Source organism: Caballeronia sp. LP006 (genome assembly GCF_031450995.1).
Classification (GTDB): Bacteria; Pseudomonadota; Gammaproteobacteria; order Burkholderiales; family Burkholderiaceae; genus Caballeronia.
Genome location: NZ_JARTVW010000004.1, coordinates 1220274 through 1238109, shown reverse-complemented (window position 1 = coordinate 1238109; position 17836 = coordinate 1220274). Strand labels below are relative to the sequence as shown.

At 63.2% G+C, this 17836-nt stretch carries 17 protein-coding genes and 1 pseudogene; 13 read left to right on the top strand and 5 right to left on the bottom strand.

Annotated features, from left to right (window positions below; genetic code table 11):
* Nucleotides 1-127: 127 nt before the first annotated feature.
* The 3 genes and pseudogenes from P9250_RS15705 (at nt 128) to P9250_RS15695 (ending at nt 1537) form a co-directional block, all read left to right on the top strand.
* The gene (locus P9250_RS15705; RefSeq protein ID WP_250527083.1) at nt 128-919 is read left to right on the top strand and encodes a 3-hydroxybutyrate dehydrogenase; all 792 of its coding nucleotides are present in this window, start codon (nt 128-130) and stop codon (nt 917-919) included.
* Between the two features lie 43 nt (nt 920-962).
* Nucleotides 963-1235, top strand: a pseudogene (locus P9250_RS15700) (chemotaxis protein); the annotation flags it as partial.
* Between the two features lie 68 nt (nt 1236-1303).
* Complete coding sequence (locus tag P9250_RS15695) at nt 1304-1537, top strand: hypothetical protein (RefSeq protein ID WP_244828936.1); 234 nt, start codon at nt 1304-1306, stop codon at nt 1535-1537.
* A gap of 14 nt (nt 1538-1551) precedes the next feature.
* Here the strand turns inward: P9250_RS15695 and P9250_RS15690 are convergent, their stop codons facing one another.
* The gene (locus P9250_RS15690; RefSeq protein WP_244828937.1) at nt 1552-3567 is read right to left on the bottom strand and encodes an AI-2E family transporter; all 2016 of its coding nucleotides are present in this window, start codon (nt 3565-3567) and stop codon (nt 1552-1554) included.
* A 238-nt stretch (nt 3568-3805) separates the two neighbouring features.
* Between P9250_RS15690 and P9250_RS15685 the strand changes: the two genes are divergently transcribed.
* The 7 genes from P9250_RS15685 to zwf all read left to right on the top strand — a co-directional run bounded on the left by P9250_RS15685 (nt 3806) and on the right by zwf (nt 10834).
* On the top strand, nt 3806-3988 hold the full coding sequence (locus tag P9250_RS15685; RefSeq protein ID WP_244828938.1) for a DUF1289 domain-containing protein: 183 nt from the start codon (nt 3806-3808) through the stop codon (nt 3986-3988).
* A gap of 120 nt (nt 3989-4108) precedes the next feature.
* The gene (locus P9250_RS15680; RefSeq protein ID WP_250467680.1) at nt 4109-4411 is read left to right on the top strand and encodes a hypothetical protein; all 303 of its coding nucleotides are present in this window, start codon (nt 4109-4111) and stop codon (nt 4409-4411) included.
* Between the two features lie 211 nt (nt 4412-4622).
* Complete coding sequence (locus P9250_RS15675) at nt 4623-4988, top strand: response regulator (RefSeq protein ID WP_244828939.1); 366 nt, start codon at nt 4623-4625, stop codon at nt 4986-4988.
* A gap of 523 nt (nt 4989-5511) precedes the next feature.
* A complete protein-coding gene (locus P9250_RS15670) occupies nt 5512-6132 on the top strand; it encodes a glutathione S-transferase family protein (protein ID WP_250492989.1) in 621 nt (206 codons plus the stop codon).
* Between the two features lie 7 nt (nt 6133-6139).
* Entirely contained in the window at nt 6140-8206 is a 2067-nt protein-coding gene (locus P9250_RS15665) for a pyridoxamine 5'-phosphate oxidase family protein (RefSeq protein WP_310393936.1), read from the top strand.
* A gap of 69 nt (nt 8207-8275) precedes the next feature.
* Nucleotides 8276-9181, top strand: a complete 906-nt coding sequence (locus P9250_RS15660) for a LysR family transcriptional regulator (protein WP_310394177.1) — start codon at nt 8276-8278, stop codon at nt 9179-9181.
* A 177-nt stretch (nt 9182-9358) separates the two neighbouring features.
* On the top strand, nt 9359-10834 hold the full coding sequence (zwf, locus tag P9250_RS15655; RefSeq protein WP_244828944.1) for a glucose-6-phosphate dehydrogenase: 1476 nt from the start codon (nt 9359-9361) through the stop codon (nt 10832-10834).
* A 35-nt stretch (nt 10835-10869) separates the two neighbouring features.
* On the opposite strand, the gene P9250_RS15650 is transcribed toward zwf, so the two are convergent.
* The 3 genes from P9250_RS15650 to P9250_RS15640 all read right to left on the bottom strand — a co-directional run bounded on the left by P9250_RS15650 (nt 10870) and on the right by P9250_RS15640 (nt 13911).
* Complete coding sequence (locus P9250_RS15650; RefSeq protein ID WP_250467683.1) at nt 10870-12162, bottom strand: FUSC family protein; 1293 nt, start codon at nt 12160-12162, stop codon at nt 10870-10872.
* Nucleotides 12163-12249: 87 nt separating this feature from the next.
* Nucleotides 12250-12891, bottom strand: coding sequence for a LysE family translocator (locus tag P9250_RS15645; protein WP_310393933.1), 642 nt, complete (start codon nt 12889-12891; stop codon nt 12250-12252).
* 126 nt (nt 12892-13017) lie between these two features.
* A complete protein-coding gene (locus P9250_RS15640; protein ID WP_310393931.1) occupies nt 13018-13911 on the bottom strand; it encodes a LysR family transcriptional regulator in 894 nt (297 codons plus the stop codon).
* Between the two features lie 94 nt (nt 13912-14005).
* Between P9250_RS15640 and P9250_RS15635 the strand changes: the two genes are divergently transcribed.
* The 3 genes from P9250_RS15635 (at nt 14006) to P9250_RS15625 (ending at nt 16802) form a co-directional block, all read left to right on the top strand.
* Entirely contained in the window at nt 14006-14980 is a 975-nt protein-coding gene (locus P9250_RS15635; protein ID WP_310393929.1) for an NAD-dependent epimerase/dehydratase family protein, read from the top strand.
* A 273-nt stretch (nt 14981-15253) separates the two neighbouring features.
* Nucleotides 15254-15793, top strand: coding sequence for a nucleoside deaminase (locus tag P9250_RS15630; protein ID WP_250467687.1), 540 nt, complete (start codon nt 15254-15256; stop codon nt 15791-15793).
* 166 nt (nt 15794-15959) lie between these two features.
* Nucleotides 15960-16802 (top strand): class II aldolase/adducin family protein, encoded by an 843-nt coding sequence (locus P9250_RS15625; protein WP_244828950.1) that lies wholly within the window; start codon nt 15960-15962, stop codon nt 16800-16802.
* Here the strand turns inward: P9250_RS15625 and P9250_RS15620 are convergent, their stop codons facing one another.
* Complete coding sequence (locus P9250_RS15620) at nt 16803-17576, bottom strand: IclR family transcriptional regulator C-terminal domain-containing protein (protein WP_244828951.1); 774 nt, start codon at nt 17574-17576, stop codon at nt 16803-16805.
* Nucleotides 17577-17836 lie beyond the last annotated feature (260 nt).

Below are 17836 nucleotides of genomic sequence, written 5' to 3'. Positions count from 1 at the left end.
AAGATAACATCGGCTCCTTGCGGCCGTGTTTCGATGCGCGGTGTTTTACGCACTAGGCAAACTTAGCGACGTTTTGTAAAGTCAGCCGAACGCGCATCTCCCTTCAAACTCATCGAGAAATCCGTCCATGACTCAACTCGCATCGAAATCGCTCGCCGGCAAGACCGCACTCGTCACCGGCTCGACGAGCGGCATCGGCTTAGGCATTGCCACGGCGCTTGCGCAAGCCGGCGCGAATCTCGTGCTCAACGGCTTCGGCGATGTGAACGGCGCCCTCGCGCAGATCGAAGCCATCGGCGTGAAAGCGGTGCATCACGACGCCGATATGACCAAGCCCGCCGAAATCGAAGCCATGCTCGCCTTCGCCAACGAAACCTTCGGCGCGGTCGATATTCTCGTGAACAACGCAGGCATCCAGCATGTCGCGACCATCGACCAGTTCCCGGTGGAACGCTGGGACGCGATCATCGCCATCAATCTCAGCTCGGCGTTTCACACCATGCGCGTCGCGCTGCCCGGCATGCGCGAGCGCGGCTGGGGACGCGTCATCAACATCGCTTCGGTGCACGGACTCGTCGGGTCGGTCGGCAAGTCCGCTTATGTGGCGGCCAAGCACGGCATCCTCGGACTCACGAAGGTCGCCGCGCTCGAAAACGCGCGAAGCGGCGTGACGGTCAACGCCATCTGCCCCGGCTTCGTGCATACGCCGCTCGTGCAGAAGCAGATCGACGATCTCGCCGCACGCGAATCGCTCTCGCCCGACGACGCCCGCGCGAAGTTGCTCGGCGAGAAGCAGCCGTCGGCGCAATTCGTGACGACGGAGCAGATCGGCGATCTCGCCGTGTTCCTCTGCTCCGACGCCGCGAGCGAAATGCGCGGTTCGGAGTTGAAGATCGACGGCGGCTGGAGCGCGCAATAAAGCGCCCGGCGAAGCGGCGCCGATATCGGCACGAAACGCACGCCTCGTCACGCGCACGACGCGCCAGATGCGTGCTATCGACGAAGCAGTGAACCGCGTATGACGATCATCATGGAAGTGGCGAAAGCCAGCAGCGAGCAGGCGGATGGATCGCGCAAGTGAATCAGGCAGTCTCGCATCTCGACGATCCGACCCAGCGGAACGCGGCGCTGGTCGAACAGGCGGCGGTGACGGCCAAGCGCCTGGCGAAGTGGCGGCGGTGCTGGAGGAAGCGGTAAGATTGTTCACGGTCGCCGGCCCAAAAGCGACGGCTTGAGTCGGAGTTGGAACGCGAAGGCTTCCGCGCTTGATAATATCGGGCATTGTCAACAAGGAGTGCCCCACATGACCGCAGAAGCCAACCGGCAAGAAGAAGCGCGCGCGATGGAACGCATCGTCAACGCGACGCGCCAGGTTCAATCCGCCTTTCTTGCCTTGCAGAAGCAGTTCGCGCCCGAAGGCGACGGCCGCCCGACGCAACTCGCGCTGACGGCCTTCGACGCCGCCCTGCAAGAGCTCGAAGAGGCGCAAGCCGCATTCGACACCATGCTCAACGACTTGTTCGACGGCAACCGCTAAGGCGGCCGCAGGCTTCAGCCGTTGCGCAACGCCGGCGCGTCCTCTTCGGGCGCGGACGGTCCTTCGAGCGCGGCTTCGCCATCCGAGGGATCGAGTCCGGTCCATGAGACGCCATCGGTCGATTGACGGCGCGCCGCCGCCACGCATGCCTCGACCAGTTCCTTGAACGACACCGCCGCCGAACTCGTGCGCACCAGCGCTTCGCCCTGCAGCGGACTTTCGGGGAACACGAGTCCCACGATCAGCTCGGCTGCCGGCGCACGCTGATGCAGGCGGCGCAAGAGATTGCGCAGATATGGCGGCGACTCGGCGGCATCGAACGAGACCACGCAGATGATCGACACGCCGTGCAGGTTCACTTCGCCGAAGCGTCCGCGCGAGAAGCGTTCGTAGCCCGCCAGATCGGCGCCCAGCCCGTGCTTCCTAAAGAGTTGCACCGCGATTGTCGCGGCCAAATCGTCCAGTTCGCTGCGCCCTGCAATGCACAACACCGACGCCGTGTGACCTTCCGCTTGCGCGTCGAAATGCGGCGGCGGCGCTTCGTAGGCGAGCGGCACCGCTTCGTCCGGCGACTCCAGACTCGCGGGCGGATCTTCGCGATGAGGCGGCGGCAGCACGGCGGTATCGTCGGTTTCCTCCAGCCCTTCGATGATGTCGAGCGCCGACTCGTTGATGCGCCGCAACTGATCCACCGTCACCACGCCGCGCAGCACGTCGTTGTGCGCGAGCCGCAAGCCCTCGAGCGCGACTTCGTCGTAGTAAGCGATCAGCGAGCGTTCCGTCAGCAGCGATTCCGCTTGCGCCAGCGCTTCGTCGGGATCGTTGGCAAGCAGGCGCTGATAGAAGTTTTCCGCAGGGGTGAGCGCTGGCCGGTCGCCGAATAGCACATCGAGAAATTCGAGGCGATCCACATGGCGCCCGAGAATCACGAGGCACAGCGTGAGCGGCGTCGACAGCACGAGACCGATTGGCCCCCAGATCCAGCTCCAGAAGATTGCCGCGACGATCACCGCGAACGGCGAAAGCCCCGTGCTGTGACCGTACAGGAGCGGCTCGACGATCTGTCCCGCGACGATGTCGGTCACGCCGAACAATACGATGGTCCAGATCAGCATGGTCCAGCCGGGGCCAACCGCCGCCGCGAATACCACCGCGACGAGCGCGGCGATCCACGTCCCGACGTACGGCACGAAGCGCAGAAGCGCCGTCATCACGCCGAACAGCAATGCGCCCGGCACGCCGATAACCGCGAGCCCGATCGAAATGATGATGCCCACGCTCACGTTGATGCCGAGCTGCGCCAGAAAATAGCGCGAAAGACGGCGCGCGGCTTCGTCCATCGCGGTAGTTGCCCGATGCAGATCGCGCGAGCCGAATAGACGGATCAGCCGGTCGCGTAGATCTTCACGCTGCAACAGGATGAACACGGCGACCACCAGCACGATGCCCGTCGTTTCCAGCGGACTGATGACCGGCGAGAGAAAGCGCTGCGCCAGTTCCAGCGGCGACGGCGATGGTTCGTGCACTTCCACCGGCATCGGCTGATCGATCGGCGAGGCGGCGGGATTGTTCTCGGCGGTGCGCTGCTCCTGCTCGCGCGCGGGCGAAATGCGTTTGAGCGCACGCGATGCGCGCCCCAGAAATTCATCGGCGCGACCGACTGTCAGGCGCTGCACCGAGTCGATCTTGCGTTCGACCGCGACCTGATACTTCGGCAGATCGCCCGCAAGTTGCGCGACCTGCGCGCCGATCAGCGCGCCGACAGCCGTCAGCACCGACAACGCCAGCAACACCGCGACGATCACCGATGGCACTTGCCCGAAGCGAATGCGCCGCAACATATCGACGAAAGGCGCGAGCAGAAAGCTCAGCAGAATCGCGAGGATGATCGGAATAAGTACCGCGCGCCCGAAGTACAAAGCGCATATGACGATGACACCAGTCACCAGCGACGCCAGCGCGCGCAGGCCAGGCGCGTCGGGCGGCAGTATTTTGGCGGGTGGACGGCGCGAGCCGGGTGCGGGAGGCATTTGAATTATTCGCTCGCTCGTGAGGAGGGAAAAGCGTCATCGGCGCAACGGACGTGTCACGCATTTGTCCGCATGAAGCAAGCGTCATGCCGCAATTCGGGTCAAAGGTGAGGGTTTGCGGGGCACCGCTTGGCGGCGCTATGAGGATCATCGAAACAATCAGTTGGCGACGCGGGCACGCAGCGTGCGAAATTGTTGGCCCACTGTCACGCCCATGCGGCACTTTCACGGATAAATCATGGGAGTCGATTCGCCCTGCATCAGCATCTGCAAGTTCGATGAAAAGACGGGCTTCTGCATTGGTTGCCTGCGCACGAAGGAAGAATGCAAGGAATGGAAGAAGATGAAGGACAAGCATCGCGTGCGGATAATCGATGAGCGCGGCAAGCGCAAAGCCAAACTCAAGAAACACAAGAAATAGCGCGCGCTTGAGACAAACGCTGGACTGGTCGACGGTAGGGAGATCAGCGTTCGTGGCACGGCGCGGGTCTAGACTCAAGCAATGCGGACCGCTTCGCGCCGCCACCTCGGGAGTTTTGTCATGAACGTTCGCCTTTGTGTTTTTACGGGCTTGTTGCTCGCGGCGTCGAGCGCGTTTGCGCAGTTGCATCCGCCGAGTGCGGAAACGGATATGAGCGCGCCTCAGAACAACCCCAAGCTCATGCCGGATGCGCCGCTTGGAAGCCAGTACCCGACGCACGGGAATGCGCAGGCGGGAGAGTTGAATTTGAATCCGAGCGATCCGCGAGCGCAACTAGTCAATGGACTGCCTAACAACGCGAATAGTGGCGGGTATGGGTCGCCGCTGGCGGGGAACAAGGCGAATGTGCCGCCCCAGAATTAAGGTTGCGCGTGGCCCGCGGCGTCTGGTGCGCGTAGCAGTCTCGTCAACAATGAGCGCGCTTGCCCGGTAACTATTCCAAATCGCGGCTGATACGACCGTTCGCTTCGTTGGCTCGGCCACACGGCGCAAGGCGCTGTGTTTATCGCGGGCTGATGGCACTGTCCTTGCATAGGTCGCTAGCAACTCAACCAACGCGCGAACGGGGCGACTTATGCAAATTCTGGTGTTGGACGACGATCGCGATTTCGCGGCAGGCATTGCTTCGCTGATCGGCAAACTGGGGCATCAGGTTCAGCTTGCTCACGATTGCGGCGTCGCACGCGAACTTGCGCATGCACATACCTTCGATGTGATCCTCGCGGATGTCGAGCTGCCCGATGGCGACGGCCGTGAAATGTGTGAGGGCTTGCGGGCCGAAGGCGCTTCTCACGATGCATACATGATCGCGATGACAGGGCGCACGGAATTGGGCGACAACGACTTTCCGTCGTTCGACGGGTATATGCATAAGCCGGTGACGTTTAGTGGTCTCGAACGAGCGCTCGAGGAATGGCAGGCTGCAGCGGGGCTGGATTGAGAGCGTTGACGCGATGCTGATGGCCCGTGTTGTTATGCGGGCCAAGTCTAAGAAACGATCGACTTGCCTGCCAGGCACACGCGGTATCGAGCCTTTGATGCCATACATCTCATAAATTCTTATTATTTCGAGGCCATTGCGAGCTTGTATTCGCAAGGCAGCGCCGCGCTTTGCGCGTTCTTCGTATTCGCTCGGGAACGAGGAGTCTCATCGCAGAAAGAAATCCGGGCTTCGTATCCGCTCGGGAACGAAGCGCCTCGCGACGCGCATTTCAAATGCGGTCGCTTGCAGTTCAATTAAGCTACCCTTCCACCGCGCGCCTACTCAAGCGTGAATCAAAATCTCCCAAATACCTCACCGTTCTCCAAACAAGAACAGTGATTTGAATCTATCTGGTATTCAACTCAGCAGGGCAAGTCCCCATACTTGGTTCGTACACGGAGAGACCCTCCGTGAAGGTCAGCGAAACGCGCCTCCGCGTCAAAAGACCGCCAAGAACCAACCATAAGGACTGAAGCCCGCCATGAAGCTCTACCACCATCCCCTTTCCGGCCACTCCCACCGGGCGCGGCTTTTCTTGCACCTTCTTGCCCTGGATCACGAAGAAGAAGTCGTCGACCTCGCCGCCAACGCGCACAAGTCGCCTGAATTCCTGCGCCTGAATCGCTTCGGCCAAATCCCGGTGCTTACCGACGGCGATCACGTCATCGCCGATTCGAACGCCATCCTCGTCTACCTCGCGAAGAAAAGCGGCGATGCCCGCTGGCTCCCCGAAACGCCCCTCGAAGCGGCCCAGGTGCAACGCTGGCTCTCCGTTGCCGCAGGCCAGATCGCCTACGGCGCATGCGCGGCGCGTCTCGTCACCGTGTTCGGCCGGAAGTTCGATACCGAAGAAGTCATCGGCCGGGCGCACGCTTCGCTCGAAGTGATCGACGAAGAATTGCAGTCGCGCGACTGGATCGCCGATATCGGCAGCTCGCATCCGACCATCGCGGATGTCGCGCTCTACAGCTACATCTCCAGCGCGCCCGAAGGCAACGTCGATTTGTCCGGTTATCGCCATGTGAACGCGTGGCTGGCGCGCGTAGAAGCGCTGCCCGGATTCATCGAGTTCCAAAAGACGGCGGCCGGGCTGCGGGCCTGAGACGATCATGTCCTTCTCCAGTCCCGTCACGATGGACGCGCCGTGGCATCGCGGCGAAATCACGCTGCAGAAAACCGCGGGCGTCTACGAGCGCATGCAGGAACAAGGGCGGCGCGTGGTGCGCAGCTTCATGCCGGAGCAGCATCGGCAATTCTTCGCGCAGCTGCCGTTCATCGTCACGGGCGCGGTCGATCGAAACGGCGACGCCTGGGCCACGCTCCTCGCGGGCCGACCCGGCTTTCTGCAAACGCCTGACGCGACGACTCTCGCCGTCAGGCATCCGCGCGACAAGAACGATCCCGCCGATGCCGGCATGAACGATGGCGCATCGGTCGGCATGCTCGGCATCGAACTGCATACGCGGCGGCGTAACCGCATGAACGGCGTGATTCATCGCAATGGCGACCGCGCGTTCGAAGTGGCCGTCGAACAGAGCTTCGGCAATTGCCCGCAATACATTCAACTGCGCGATTTCGAATTCGTGCGCGAGCCTTCCGAGCCTTCGAGCTCGAAGCCGGTCGAAGAAGATCCGCACTCGCCACGCGCAAGGGCGATGATCGAACGCGCCGACACCTTCTTCGTGGCATCGTATTTCGACCGCGAAGACGGGCATCGTCAAGTGGATGTGTCGCATCGCGGCGGCAAGGCGGGTTTCGTGCGCATCTCGGACGATGGCGTGCTCACCATTCCCGACTTCGCGGGCAACCTCTTCTTCAACACGCTCGGCAATATTCTTGTGAACGGACGCGCCGGTCTGCTCTTCACGGACTTCGAAAGCGGCACGCTGCTGCAACTTACGGGCGACGCCGAAGTGCTCACCGATTCACCCGAAATCGCCGCGTTTCAAGGCGCGGAAAGGCTGTGGCGCTTCACGCCGCGTCGTGTCGTGCTGCGCGAGAATGCGCTGCCCTTGCGCTGGGCGCTGCGCCGCGAAGGCTTTTCGCCCAATGCGCTGATGACGGGCGACTGGGCGGAGGCATCCGAACGCATGAAGGCGGCCGCGCTCGCCAACGCGTGGCGGCCGTTCAGGGTGAGCCGCATCGTCGATGAAAGCGATGTCATCCGCTCTTTCCATCTGCAATCGGCGGATGGCGCGGGCATCGTGGCGCACGCGGCCGGCCAGCATTTGCCGATTCGCGCGCATCTTCCCGGCGAAGCGAAGCCGCTGATCCGCACGTACACGCTGTCGGTGGCGCCATCGGACGGGATGTATCGCATCAGCGTGAAGCGCGAAGGACGCGTGTCCGCGCATCTGCATGACACATTGAAAGTGGGCGATGTCGTCGAGGCGCGCGCGCCGGCGGGCGACTTCACCATCGACGCGCTGGAGCGACGCCCGGCCGTGCTGATCGCGGCGGGCGTCGGCATTACGCCGATGATCGCGATGCTGCGGCACGTCGTCTACGAAGGCCTGCGCAAGCGCCGCATCCGCCCGACGTGGCTGATCGTATCGGCGCGAACGCTCGCCAATCGCGCGTTCGCCGCCGAGATCGATGCACTCGTGCAAAGCGCGGGCGGCGCGGTGCGCGTGATTCGCGTGCTGAGCGACCCGCAAGGCGCGACCTTCAAGGAAGATTACGAGGTGTCGGGGCGGATCGATATCGACTTGCTGACGAGCTTTCTGCCGTTCAACGACTACGACTTCTATCTGTGCGGACCGGGCGCGTTCATGCAATCGCTCTACGATGGCTTGCGCGCGCTCAACGTGGCCGACACGCGCGTCCATGCCGAAGCCTTCGGTCCCGCATCGCTGCGACGCACGGCCGATCGCGGTATCGAGACGAAGCCGATGCCGCCAGCGGCCACGCAAGCCGTATCGGTGAGTTTCCTCAAGTCGGACAAGCGCGTGCAATGGTCGCCCGAAAGCGGCTCGTTGCTCGATCTGGCCGAAGCAAACGGCGTCGACGCGGAGTTCAACTGTCGCCGCGGAACGTGCGGCACGTGCAGGACGCGCATCAGGGAAGGCGCGGTGACCTATGCAAGCGAGCCCGCGTTTCATGTCGGCGACGACGAAGCCTTGATCTGCTGCGCGCTTCCCGCGGAACAAAGCGCGCCGCTGCTACTCGATCTCTAGATTGCGCGGCGCGCCAGCATGCCCGAGAATGCACGGCAACTTCCCAGCCCGCAGGCCGTGCGCCCCAACATGGATCGTTTCCAGGCAATGTCGACCTTCGTCACCGTGGTCGAAACCGGAGGCTTCGCGTCCGCCGCGCGCAAGCTCGAAGTGTCGCCATCGGTGGTGAGCCGCGTCGTCACGGAACTCGAAGAACGGCTTGGCGTGCGGCTGCTCACGCGCACCACACGCGTCGTGCGTCTCACCGACGCAGGCCGTGGCTACTTCGAGGACTGCCGCCGCATTCTCGGCGAACTCGACAGCGCCGACCTCGCCGCGACCGGCACCCATTCGTCGCCGCGTGGCGTCCTCGCCATCACCGCGCCAGTCATGTTCGGCCGACTGCATGTCATGCCGGTGATGCTCGACTACCTTTCGCGCTATCGGGAAGCGGACGCCAGTTGCTGGTTCGTCGACCGCGTGGTGAATCTCGTCGACGAAGGTATCGACGTGGCGGTGCGGATCGCGGAACTGCCGGACTCGTCGCTGCAGGCGATTCCCGTGGGCCACGTGCGGCGGGTGCTGTGCGCGTCGCCCGAATATCTCGATGAACACGGCACGCCGCGACATCCCGCCGACCTCGATGACCATACGATCATCACGTCCACCGGCTCCTCGACACCGCCCGAATGGCGTCTTTACGAGGGCGAGCGGCATATCGTCGTGCGCGCGCGGCCGCGCCTTTCCACCACGACCAACGACTCGGCGATGGAAGCCGCGCTCGCGGGCTTCGGCATTGCGCGGCTGCTTTCTTATCAGATCGCGTCGCATCTGAACGAAGGCGCGCTCGTCACCCTTCTCGCCGATTTCGAACCGCCGCCGCTGCCGGTGCATCTCGTGCATCGCGAAGGGCGCCATGTCGCGCAGAAGGTGCGCGCGTTTCTCGATCTCGCCGTGCCTGCGTTGCGCGCGAATCCATCGCTTAACTGGCGTTAGTTTTGGTTGCGCGCGGCGGGCAAGATACGCGCGCTTCGAAGCTCGTCCGCTCGAATCGAACGGCCGTTAGCGCGCGCCCCGTGCAAAATGCCGGCAAACCATGCAACATAGCTCTCTCGACCGGATGTCACGGTCGCCGCGCTTCGGCTTTCCTGAACCTTCAACGGCTCACGCACCATGACGAATCAAACATCTTCCTCGAATGAACGCCCGCTCGACATGATCATCTTCGGCGGCGGCGGCGACCTTGCCGCACGCAAGCTGCTGCCCGCGCTCTACATGGCTCATTCGCATTGCAATCTGCCGCCCGACACGCGCATTCTCGCGATCGGCCGCAAGGACTGGACGCGCGAAGACTATCTGAAGAATTTCATGGAGAAGCAGTCGCGCCCGTTCATCGACGAAAAAGGCTTCGATGCGCAGTCGTGGGACAAATTCCTCGCGCTGTTCGACTACGTGCGCGTGGATGTCGAAAACCCGGACGACTTCCGCCGTCTCGCCGAAGCATCGCGCGAGAACGCGCAGCGCGTGTTCTATCTTTCGACCTCGCCGGAACTGTTCACCACTATCTGTGACAATCTCGCGGCAGCGGGTCTCGTGGACGAGCAGTCGCGCGTCGTGCTGGAAAAGCCGCTCGGCCACGATCTCGCCTCGGCGGTCGAGATCAACAACGCCGTCGGCAAGCGCTTCAAGGAAGAGCAGATTTATCGCATCGACCATTATCTCGGCAAGGAGACGGTCCAGAACCTGATGGTGCTGCGCTTTGGCAACGCCATCTTCGGTCCGCTGTGGCAAGCGCCTTACATCAAGAGCGTGCAGATCACGGTGTCGGAAACGGTGGGCGTGGGCAGCCGCGCGGGCTTTTACGATCACACCGGCGCGCTGCGCGACATGGTGCAGAACCACTTGCTGCAACTGCTGTGCATCGTGGCAATGGAACCGCCCGTCTCGCTCGATCCCGACGCCGTGCGCGACGAAAAGCTCAAGGTGCTGAAGTCGCTGCGGCCCATGTCGGTCGCGGATATCGCCCGCGACACCGTGCGCGGTCAGTATGCGGCGGGCGCGGTCGGCGGCGAGGCGGTGAAAGGCTATCTGCAGGAAGACAACGTACCCGCCGAAAGCCGCGCCGAGACCTTCGTCGCATTGCGCGCGCATATCAACAACTGGCGCTGGGCCAACGTCCCGTTCTTCCTGCGCACCGGCAAGCGCATGCAGAACCGGCGCTCGGAGATCGTCATCGACTTTGCCGACTTGCCGTTCTCGATCATTCCGGCGGGTCCGCGTCATTACGGCAACCGGCTCACCATCACGTTGCAGCCGGAAGAATCCATCCAGTTGCAGATGATGGCGAAGGAACCCGGCAGCGGCATGCAAATGCTGCCCGTCAATCTGAACCTCGATCTGCAGCAGGCGTTCACCGAGCGCCGCGCGGAAGCGTATGAGCGTTTGCTGATCGACGTGATTCGCGGCCGTCTCACGCACTTCATGCGCCGCGACGAACTCGAAGCGGCTTGGGCGTGGGTCGAGCCCATTCTCAACGGCTGGAAGGAACTTGGCGACAAGCCGCGCGGTTATACGGCGGGAACGTTCGGCCCGGCGGCTTCATCGGCACTGATGGCGCGCGAGAATCTCGCGTGGGCCGAGGAAGCGTGATGCGTTGACTTCGCGCTGACTTCGCGGCGGGCGCTTTATCGCATCATCGAGCGAGCGCCCTGCCGCGCGGACCACGCCGTGCCGACCGCCATCACCCACGCGAGCACGACGATCCCGCACAGAATGCCGGACAGCCGCAGCACGGCGGGCATCGGGTCCGACGACCAATGGTGGTCCTGCACGAAGACCATGATGAACGCGATGCTGAACTGCCGCCCGACATAGCTCGCGCCCTGCGAGCCCGTCTGCACGTGACAGCCGAGCCACACGCCCGCGCACAGCGCGAGCATGCAGGCGAACGCGTTGTCGCCCAGCAGTGGCAAAAGCGCGAGGCTCACCGCTCCCGCCAGCAGACAGCCGACGAGCCGCTGCACCATGCGCTGCGTGACGGGTTTTTTCGTCGGCTTGTCCAGTGCGGATGCGGGCAAGATCAGCACGGCAACGGCCGTTACCATCGCCTGCGCGAAGCCGGGCAAATTCCACGCATACGCGAGCGCCGCGAGAATCATGATCGACCACGCGGACTGCCATGCCAGGCGCTTGCGCATGACGTCGGCAACGTGCTGCGCGTGCGCGGCTTCGAGCGCTTGCACGGCTTGCGCGGCATCGGAGGGAACGAGCGTGATGGCATGCGTGACGGCGAGGCTGTTGGCATTCACCCTGTCGGCCGTGGACGACGCCTGCGCACCCGGCACGAGCGCCGCGCCACGCTTTTTCCGATAATGCTGCACGCCCGCGTGAAAGAGCGCCGACACGGCCACGCACGCCACGGTGCCGACGATCACCTCGACCACGCGCAGCACCGCGAACGAAGCCGTCGCCGATGCCGAATCGAGCCGATGCGCCTCGAACGTCACCATCAGCGCGGTCACCGCGCCGAGCACCCAGGCGTAGCCGGCATCCGAAACGAGCGCGCGAAACACCGAGAAGCCTGCGATCAACCCGAGCAGTGGCACGAAGAGCCACGGCACATCGCCGATGAGCGGCCCAGCCACCGCCCCGAGCAACGCGCCCGCCACCGTGCCGAGCACGCGATGCACGCCGCGTTGCGCGCACGCGGAGAACTTGGTCTGCATAACGGCGAAGCCGCTGATGGCGGCCCACCAGATGTGCGTCAAGTGAAACGCGTAGGCCAGCGCGACCGCGAGCGCCACCGAGAACATCGCCTGCGTGGCGAAGAGCGCGCGCTCGGGCGTCGGTTTGATCGCGATGAGTTCGCGGCCCAGCGAGACGAAGGCATCGCGCAGAACGGGCGCGAGCGCGTCCACGCCGCTCAGGGCGTCACGTTCGAGCGGCGGGGCGGCTCGGGTCGAGTTTTCGTTGGGCATTGTCCGGGCGTCTTCGAGGATGCACTTTGCAGCGTAGTCGCGATGCGGCCCGAGCGCAAAGGCAAGACAAAAAGACGGCGGTTTGCGTCAAACCCGCGAAGTCAGCAGTCGAATGCCTGCGACTGCGAAGACGAGCGCGAGCGCGGCGTCGAGACCGCGCTGGATGCGCGTGTAGATGCGGCGCGCCGATGCCATCGAAAAAAGCGCGGCATAGCCGCCGAACACGCATACGCCGATACACAGACAGCCCGCGACGACCGCGAGCATGTGCGCGGTGCCCTCGCCCGCCGATGAGCCGAGCGCCGCCGCCGACATCCATACGAGAATGGCCTTCGGATTGGTCAGATGCAGCAGCGCGCCGCGTGCATAGAGCTTGCGCGTGTCTGGTTGCTCAGTCGTTTCCACCGACGATGCACGGCGCGCCGGCCGCCACGCCGAGCGGCCCGACTTGAACGCGAGCCACAAGAGATACACGCCGCCGCACAGCTTGACCGCGACGAGAAAGCCCGTGTATGCCGTCAACACGGCGGAAAGGCCGAGCGCGGCGAGCATCGCCCAGAAGAAGGAGCCGGAGATCACGCCCGCCGCGAAAGCGAACGCCGCGCGCCGGCCGGATGTGCTCGCAATCGACATGATCGCGAGATTGCTCGGGCCGGGGCTTGCCGTGCCGACGAAATAAGCGGAATAGGCCAGCAGAAGGTTGGCGCTGACAAATGCGTGAGCAGACATGGAGTGGCTCCGGCGAGTCGAGTGTTTGCCGATGAGCGCGAGCTTTCGCGCCCGCCGATATTCTCGCCGACCGAAGCACCCCCGCACATGCACGATTCCCACGTGAACCGGCAGGCCAGTGCGTGATCAGTCCGCATAGCGCTCGATGCCATCCGCCAGCGCGTCGAACACGGCGCGGCAGCGCGGACTGCCGCGCAGATCTTCGTGCATCGTCACCCAGGTTTCGAGCTGAAACGTGAATATTTTCGGCAGCACGCGCACGAGCGAATCGTTGCGCCGGGCGAGCGCCACCTGACACATGCCGAGGCCCGCGCCCGCGCGGATCAGCGCAAGTTGCGCGAGGTCGCTGTCCGAGCGCAGGGCGAACGTATCGCGCGAAAATTCCGGCAGCGACTTGCTCGCTTCGCGTACGAAGGCGTTCGGCTGATCGAAACCGATGATCGCATGCCGATCCAGCGCCGCCACGTTGCGCGGCGTGCCATGCTTCGCGAGATAGTCGCGATGCGCGTGCAAGCCCACTTCGATCCGCCCGACGCGCCGCGCGACGAGTTGCGTTTGCTTCGGCCGCACCATGCGCACGGCGATGTCGGCTTCGCGTCTGAGCAGGTCCTGCACGCGATTGCTGAGGACGAGTTCGATCACGAGACGCGGATGCCGCTCGCGCAACGCCGCGAGAATGGGCGGCAACACTTCGACGCCCACGACTTCGCTCGCCGAGATCCGCACGGCGCCCTGCACGCTCGCGCCATCCGCATGACCCGTCGCGGCGCGTTCGAGCGATGCGGCCGTGCTGTGCATCGCCTCGGCATGCGCGCGCAGGTCGAGCGCGACATCGGTCGGTTGCAGGCCGGTTTGCGAGCGCGTGAACAAGCTTACGCCGAGTGCCTTTTCGAGCGCCTCGACATGCCGTCCCGCAGTAGGCTGCGTGATGCCGAGCGAACGCGCCGCGCCCGAAAGCGAACCTTCCTGCAAGACCGCCAAAAAAGTGCGGTACAGCTCCCAGCCAATACTCTCTGCCATACGAATTTGTATATCTGCTCAACGAGGTTAGGCAATTTTATTGTATCGCTGCACGGCACAGAATAAGGTCTTCGATCCATAAGAGGCGCAAGACATGACACACGGCGAACAGGCATTGGTGCTCGGGGCGAGCGGCGGAATTGGCAGCGAAGTGGCGCGGCAGCTGCGCGATGCGGGCTGGCGCGTGCGCGGCATGAAGCGGGGCGCACCCGACGCGCGGCCCGACGTGCACGGCATCGAATGGATTCAGGGCGATGCCATGAACCGCGCGGATGTCAAGCGCGCCGCACGGGGCTGCGCGGTCATCGTGCATGCGGTGAATCCGCCGGGCTACAAGCGCTGGGCCGACTTCGTCTTGCCGATGATCGATCACACCATCGCCGCCGCGAAAGCCGAGGGCGCGACCATCGTGCTGCCGGGCACGGTGTACAACTTCGGGCCGGACGCGCTGCCCTTCATCGATGAGCGCGCGCCACAGCGTCCGCTCACGGAAAAAGGCGCGATACGCGTGGAGATGGAAGCGCGACTGGAACGCGCGAGCAAGGAAGGCGCGCGCGTGCTGATCGTGCGCGCGGGCGATTTCTTCGGGCCGAAAGCGGGCAACAACTGGTTTTCGCAGGGACTCGTGACGCCGGGCAAACCGGTCAGGAAAATCAGTTGTCCCGGTGCGCGCGGTGTCGGACATGAATGGTCGTATCTACCCGATGTGGCGCGCACGATGATCGAGTTGCTTCGACGCCGCGATACGCTCGCACCCTTCGCGCGCTTTCACATGGGCGGACATTGGGACGAAGACGGCATGCAGCTCGCTCGTGCTATCCAGCGCGTCGCCGCGCGCAGCCGGCCGCGCATCGTCGGGTTTCCGTGGTGGTTGCTCGCGCTGGCATCGCCCTTCAATACGACGTTTCGAGAGCTGCGCGAGATGCGCTACTTATGGCGCACGCCGGTGCGCATGAACAACGCCTTGCTCGTCCAAACGCTCGGCCACGAACCGCACACACCGCTCGATGAAGCCGTCGAAGCTACGCTCGTCGGACTTGGCTGTCTCAATCCCGGCGAGCGCGCGTGACCGAAGCGCGGACTACTTCCGGGCGCAATGAAGCTCGGCTTCGTAAGCAGCCGAATACCACGGCTCCCGAAAGCGCTCACCTTTAGACGCTCGAAAGCCGCCAAATCGATGGAAAAGCCCTTTGTTTTCAAGGCTCCGTGCCAACCGCGAACATGCCTCCCGAATACCCTCACCTTTCGAGCTGATACACGTCATCCGCCTCGCACGCGCTAGCGGCTTTTTGCCTGCGCTATGCTGCCTTTCCTTCCAACGGCGATTGCAGGAGACAAGTCCATGAGCATTACCGCGCCCGCGCCCAAGCAGCAAAGCGACGCTTTTCCGCCGCAAGGTCTCACGCCCACGCGCGAGCAGATCATCCGGCATCTGCGGCATTCGAGCGTTATCGCCGAACGTGCAACCTTGCTCGGTCATCATCCGTTCGGCGCGATCCTCGTCGGTCCTGACCAGGAAACCGTGTTGATGGAGCAAGGCAATGTCGATACCGTGAATCACGCGGAGTCGGTGCTCGCGCGCGTCGCGGCGCTCAACTTCACGCCGGAGTACTTGTGGAGCTGCACGCTCTATACGTCCGTCGAGCCGTGCTGCATGTGCGCGGGAACCGCGTATTGGGCGAACATCGGACGCGTGGTGTATGGACTGACGGAAGCGCGTCTGCTGGAAGCCACCGGCAATCACGAAGAGAATCCGACCATGAGCGTCTCGTCACGCTACGTGTTCGATCACTGCCAGAAGCCCGTCGAACTGATCGGCCCGGTTGCCGAAGTAGAAGACGAGGTGCTACGCGTACAACGCGAGTTCTGGGCCAAACGCTAGACAAGCCTCTCGCAGTGCAACATGAAGCAAGCAAGATGGATTGGCCGTCATGCGTTGACTGCATGCATGAGCCGGGTTCATGCATGGATGAACATCGATCGTTTGTCATCGGATCGCGGCGGGGAGACTATAACGATAACGAGGCAACAAACATTGGAGACCCGCCATGAACGAAGTGCTCGAAAAACCCGCATCGTCGATCGTCAAGGAAGGCAAGGTATCGATCTATCAGCCGGAGCAGGAAGGGCTGATCTTTCCTGAATTGCCGGAATTCAAGAATGCGGCCGAACATCGGCAGTATTTGAAAGAGCGGCTAGTGGGTGCATGTCGCGCCTTCGCGCTGCAAGGTTTCGATTACGGTTTCGCCGGGCATCTCACCGTGCGCGATCCGGAAAACCCGGGCCTGTACTGGACTAATCCGATGGCCATTCACTTTTCGCAAGTGAAGGTGTCGAATCTGATCTGCGCGGATCACAAGGGCACCGTCGTCGAGGGCAATCACGCGATCAATCGCGCCGGCTTCGTGTTGCATGCGGCCGTGCATGAGATGCATCAGGATATCGTCGCCATGTGCCACGCGCACACGCTCTACGGCACCGCGTTCGCGTCGCTCGGCAAAGCGCTCGAACCGATCTCGCAAGACGCGGCTGCGTTTTTTGAAGATCACGTCGTGATCGGCGAGGAAGCGGGCAAGGTTGCAGTGGAAGTGAAAGGTGGCAACAAAGTCGCGCTCGCGTTCAAGGGCGTGAAAGCCGCGATCCACCAGAACCACGGGCTGCTCACGGCGAGCCGCCACAGTATCGACTCCGCGGCGTTCTGGTTCATTGCGCTGGAGCGCTGCTGCCATCAGCAACTGATGATCGAGCAAACCGGCATCACGCCGAAGCTCGTCACGCCGGACCGCGCGCGTTATAGCCGCGAACACGTGGGCAGCGACTATATCGGCTGGCTGCACTTCCAGACTATCTGGAATGACCTCGTCGCCACGCAGCCGGACATGTTCGACTGATCAGATCACGTTGAGCATGTTCAACGCCGTCTCCTGGAGCGGCGGCAAGACCCGAGCGAGCGCAGCCTCGCTCGTTTCTTTTCCGATCGGCATATTTGCCGACAAAGCCGCGACCACCTGCCCGTGCCGGTTCTTCATCGGCACGGCGATCCCGCGCACGCCCACCTGCAATTGCTGTTCGATTGCAACGTAACCCTCCACGCGCGCCGCGCGAATCTTTTCGTACAACCTTTCCTTGTTGGTGATGGTGAGCGGCGTGAACGGCTTGAACTCCGTGGCGTCGAGCCACTTGCGCACCGCTTCCTCGTCCGGCTTGTGCGCGAGCAGAACGATGCCGCCCGACATCAACGCCGCCGGCACGCGCGCGCCGAGCACGAACCCGGTGGTCATGACGCGCGTCGAGCCGTTTCGCGCGATGATGACGAGATCCCACTCGTCCAGCACACTCACATACACTGACTCGTGGATCAGCGCGCTCAACTGCTGCAGATAAGGCTGCACGATACGCGGCAGCCGCGCCGAGTCGAAGTACGACCAGCCCACGCGCAACACGCGCGGCGTCAGGTTGAATAGCTTGCCATCGGTTTGCACATAACCGAGATGTGCCAGCGTCAGCAAATAGCGGCGCGCGGCCGTGCGCGTCATGCCGGTGCGCACGGCGGCTTGCGTCGGCGTCATGCGCGCGTGCTGGTCGTCGAAGGCTTCGAGAATGGCTAGACCTTTCTCCAGTCCGGCGATCCAGTCGCGCTTGTCGAGTGTCGATGTTTTCGTCATGTTCGTTGCTCGAATGGGGCAGCCGGCGTGCGCTGACAAAGCCGAAAGGTCAGTGCTAACCCCCAATTCGGTCGATTATCGGACACACGCGTACGATTATCGCGCAAAATGCGTCATAAGTCGTTGCCGCGATCAGCCAGCGCTCTTATGCTCGAAACACTTCTGAGCGAGGCGTATTCCGGTGATCCGAATGCCCTGCCGCTCGGCCACGAGCAGCAGGCCAGAAAGCGGCGGCCTCGGTGGCAAACGGGTTCTACTCA

What these genes read in the sequence shown, in the direction of transcription:
- P9250_RS15705 (WP_250527083.1), top strand. Translation starts at nt 128, where the DNA reads ATGACTCAACTCGCATCGAAATCGCTCGCCGGCAAGACCGCACTCGTC.
- P9250_RS15695 (WP_244828936.1), top strand. Translation starts at nt 1,304, where the DNA reads ATGACCGCAGAAGCCAACCGGCAAGAAGAAGCGCGCGCGATGGAACGC.
- P9250_RS15690 (WP_244828937.1), bottom strand. Translation starts at nt 3,567, where the DNA reads ATGCCTCCCGCACCCGGCTCGCGCCGTCCACCCGCCAAAATACTGCCG.
- P9250_RS15685 (WP_244828938.1), top strand. Translation starts at nt 3,806, where the DNA reads ATGGGAGTCGATTCGCCCTGCATCAGCATCTGCAAGTTCGATGAAAAG.
- P9250_RS15680 (WP_250467680.1), top strand. Translation starts at nt 4,109, where the DNA reads ATGAACGTTCGCCTTTGTGTTTTTACGGGCTTGTTGCTCGCGGCGTCG.
- P9250_RS15675 (WP_244828939.1), top strand. Translation starts at nt 4,623, where the DNA reads ATGCAAATTCTGGTGTTGGACGACGATCGCGATTTCGCGGCAGGCATT.
- P9250_RS15670 (WP_250492989.1), top strand. Translation starts at nt 5,512, where the DNA reads ATGAAGCTCTACCACCATCCCCTTTCCGGCCACTCCCACCGGGCGCGG.
- P9250_RS15665 (WP_310393936.1), top strand. Translation starts at nt 6,140, where the DNA reads ATGTCCTTCTCCAGTCCCGTCACGATGGACGCGCCGTGGCATCGCGGC.
- P9250_RS15660 (WP_310394177.1), top strand. Translation starts at nt 8,276, where the DNA reads ATGGATCGTTTCCAGGCAATGTCGACCTTCGTCACCGTGGTCGAAACC.
- zwf (WP_244828944.1), top strand. Translation starts at nt 9,359, where the DNA reads ATGACGAATCAAACATCTTCCTCGAATGAACGCCCGCTCGACATGATC.
- P9250_RS15650 (WP_250467683.1), bottom strand. Translation starts at nt 12,162, where the DNA reads ATGCCCAACGAAAACTCGACCCGAGCCGCCCCGCCGCTCGAACGTGAC.
- P9250_RS15645 (WP_310393933.1), bottom strand. Translation starts at nt 12,891, where the DNA reads ATGTCTGCTCACGCATTTGTCAGCGCCAACCTTCTGCTGGCCTATTCC.
- P9250_RS15640 (WP_310393931.1), bottom strand. Translation starts at nt 13,911, where the DNA reads ATGGCAGAGAGTATTGGCTGGGAGCTGTACCGCACTTTTTTGGCGGTC.
- P9250_RS15635 (WP_310393929.1), top strand. Translation starts at nt 14,006, where the DNA reads ATGACACACGGCGAACAGGCATTGGTGCTCGGGGCGAGCGGCGGAATT.
- P9250_RS15630 (WP_250467687.1), top strand. Translation starts at nt 15,254, where the DNA reads ATGAGCATTACCGCGCCCGCGCCCAAGCAGCAAAGCGACGCTTTTCCG.
- P9250_RS15625 (WP_244828950.1), top strand. Translation starts at nt 15,960, where the DNA reads ATGAACGAAGTGCTCGAAAAACCCGCATCGTCGATCGTCAAGGAAGGC.
- P9250_RS15620 (WP_244828951.1), bottom strand. Translation starts at nt 17,576, where the DNA reads ATGACGAAAACATCGACACTCGACAAGCGCGACTGGATCGCCGGACTG.